A 2,463-nucleotide genomic window follows, 5' to 3' on the forward strand; every position below is an offset into this window, starting at 1 on the left:
GTACCCGCCGAAGCCGGCGGTCAGGGCGCACGCCGCGACCGCCCGCGCCGCGCCCGCGGCGGGCGCCAGCAGCCAGATGCCCAGCGCCGCTTCGCATCCGCCGAGGACGCGATAGGCCAGCGCCGCGCGTTCCTCGCCGACCAGCCGCTTCAGGGCGGTGTCCTGCGCGGCGACCTTGCCGCGCACGGTGAATAGCTTCACCCAGGCCGCCCACAGCAGCACCGCGGCCAGCGGCACGGCCTGCACCGCGGCGATCCATTGCCACATGTCAAAGCCTTTCCGCGCCGTGGCGGCGCCGCCGGGGCGGCACCGCCACGGCTGACATCACTGGTGCGAGTAGATGGTTGCCACGTCCACGTCGTTGGTTCCCGGGCGCCAGGCGCCGAGGATCTGGACGTGGGAGTCCACCTTGATGTGGGATACATCACGGGTGGCGGGGGTGCCGTTGTACACGGCGGCGCTGACGCCGTCGACCATGTGGGCGGTCAGGTGATCGCCGTTGTGGTTGAGCTTCAGCTTCTTGTCCTGGATGGACACGATGTGGGCGGTGATGTTGACGATGTTGACCCACACCGCGTCCGCCGCCAGGGTGCCGTCCTTGAGACGGGCGCCGCGGGCGTACAGCCCGTCGCCGACGGCGATCTCGTCGGCGGTGGTGGGCTTGAGCTTCCAGACGCTGGTGGAGTCGGCGATGCGGATCTTCCACAGTGACGTGTCGGAACCGATGGCCCGAATGGTGCTGCCGTTGATGGAGCGGATCAGCCCCTCGGCGAACTCCGGGTCGGGCATGCCGGGCTCGATCTTGACCGTCTCGGCCGCGAAGGCGTCCTCGGGGGCGAAACCACCCAGCGCCGAGGCGCCGACGATGGTGGCGCCGCCGAGTACCGCATTGGACAGCAGGCTTCGTCTATCCATGATGTCCTCCTAGGCGACCGTGCAGGGACGCAGTCCCGCCGACAGGTCGGCGATCCTGCTGTAGGCGGCGGGTGTCAGGTCGATGATGCGGTTGCTGGAGCAGACGCCGCAGCAGGACTGTTCGCCGCAGAACAGGTGGGTGTTGGGTCCACAGTCGGCGATGGTGGTCGCGACCGCCTGCCCGGTGCAGCGGCTGGTGGTGGTGTGTTGGTACCCGCAGGTGCGGCGGGTGAGGCCGACGCCGCACTGGTCGGGTCGGGTGATGTTGAAGCAGGCGTCCGACGCGTTGGGCCAGGCGTGCTGAAGGCTGCCGGAGTTGCAGGTGCCACAGGCTCCGTGGTTGGCTGTACCACAAGGGCCCCAAGCATTTCCGCAACAAAACCAGGAGACTTCCCCGGTAAGTGCCATGGGGATTTCCTATCTGATGTGAAGGTTTGGGCAGTGATCGTGACGGTGGGTCGCCGTCACGGGACCCCATGGTCCCCAATGAAATTTAGGTAGTCAAGACTATCGATATACTGGAGCCACAGAACGTCCATAGCGCGGGCACGAAAAAACGGCGTCTTCGCCGTCGTGCTGCGAAGACGCCGTCTTAGGAACACGTCCCAGTCCGGGCTACCATGCGCGCGTACATAATCGTTGGGTCGGCACGGTCTTCAGCTATACCGGCCCAACGCGCCTCCCGCGGCTGGTCGCACGTGGGTACCCGGTGGCCGTGTCCGGAGCTCTTGTGATCGTTCGAGAACCTGTCTGTAGAACGTCCGTCGAGATCCGTACGTTCTTTGTACGCCCCTACCGGGTGGTAGACAACCCCTTCCTCAAACCTCTTTTGGCACTGTGGTACCGGGCGTCGCAACCGAGTCGATCCGCAACCTTTCTGGCATTTGAGACACAATCGTGTCGTGCATCTGGTCTGGCCGATATCGTGTCCGACTACGGTGTTGTTGGCGCGAAACCTCGTGACTTGTGAAGGAACGACATGAACTCCTCACCGCCCTTGTACAGCGACGACGTTGTCACGGTGACCTCGATATCCGGGCCGGACGGCCAACCCTGCGTGCAGTACCTGGGCAACCAGCCAGCACCGCCGCAATTCGACGGGTGGGCCCCGGTGATCAGGGAGCTGGCGGTCTCCGACCACTTCAGCGTGATCCACTACCTCGACCGCAGCCCGCAGGGCCAGGCGGTGCTCGTCAGCGACGCCACCGGGCGCACCCTGGCCGAGCTGCTCACCGGCGACGGTCCGCTGTCGCCCAACAAGGTGCTGCGGATGCTCACCGGCGCGGCCTCCGCGCTGAAGGCGCTGCACGAGCGGGGACTGCACCACGGCGCGGTGTGTCCGTCCACGGTGATGTGCGACAGCGACGGCACCGCGCGGCTGGCCGGACTGGACGCCGGAATGCCGGGCCTGGCGCAAACCATTCCCGCCCAACACTTCGGGCCGCTGGACCCGCAGCGCTCGGCCGCCAGCGACGTGTACGGGCTGGCCGCCACCGGCTACGTGGCGCTCGGCGGCAGCCTCCCGTTCGCCAACGACCCGGGCAACCC

Annotated in this window: 4 protein-coding genes; 1 reads left to right on the plus strand and 3 read right to left on the minus strand. The window is 66.9% G+C overall.

Going from position 1 to position 2,463, the window contains the following annotated elements:
• From VE172_RS08400 to VE172_RS08410, 3 genes are all read right to left on the minus strand, one after another.
• On the minus strand, nucleotides 1–267 hold a 267-nt coding region (locus VE172_RS08400; protein ID WP_324799815.1), incomplete at its 3' end, for a MauE/DoxX family redox-associated membrane protein.
• A 57-nt stretch (nucleotides 268–324) separates the two neighbouring features.
• Nucleotides 325–915: a cell wall protein gene (locus tag VE172_RS08405; RefSeq protein ID WP_324799818.1), complete on the minus strand. Its 591-nt coding sequence runs from the start codon at nucleotides 913–915 to the stop codon at nucleotides 325–327.
• Between the two features lie 9 nt (nucleotides 916–924).
• Nucleotides 925–1,323 carry an RlpA-like double-psi beta-barrel domain-containing protein gene (locus VE172_RS08410; protein ID WP_324799821.1) on the minus strand — a complete coding sequence of 133 codons (399 nt, stop codon included), beginning with the start codon at nucleotides 1,321–1,323 and terminating at the stop codon, nucleotides 925–927.
• Between the two features lie 571 nt (nucleotides 1,324–1,894).
• Here VE172_RS08410 and VE172_RS08415 point away from each other — a divergent pair.
• Nucleotides 1,895–2,463 (plus strand): protein kinase family protein (locus tag VE172_RS08415; RefSeq protein ID WP_475525636.1); only part of this gene is annotated, 569 nt, incomplete at its 3' end.

Origin of the sequence: Stackebrandtia sp. (assembly GCF_035643755.1) — a bacterium.
GTDB lineage: Bacteria > Actinomycetota > Actinomycetes > Mycobacteriales > Micromonosporaceae > Stackebrandtia.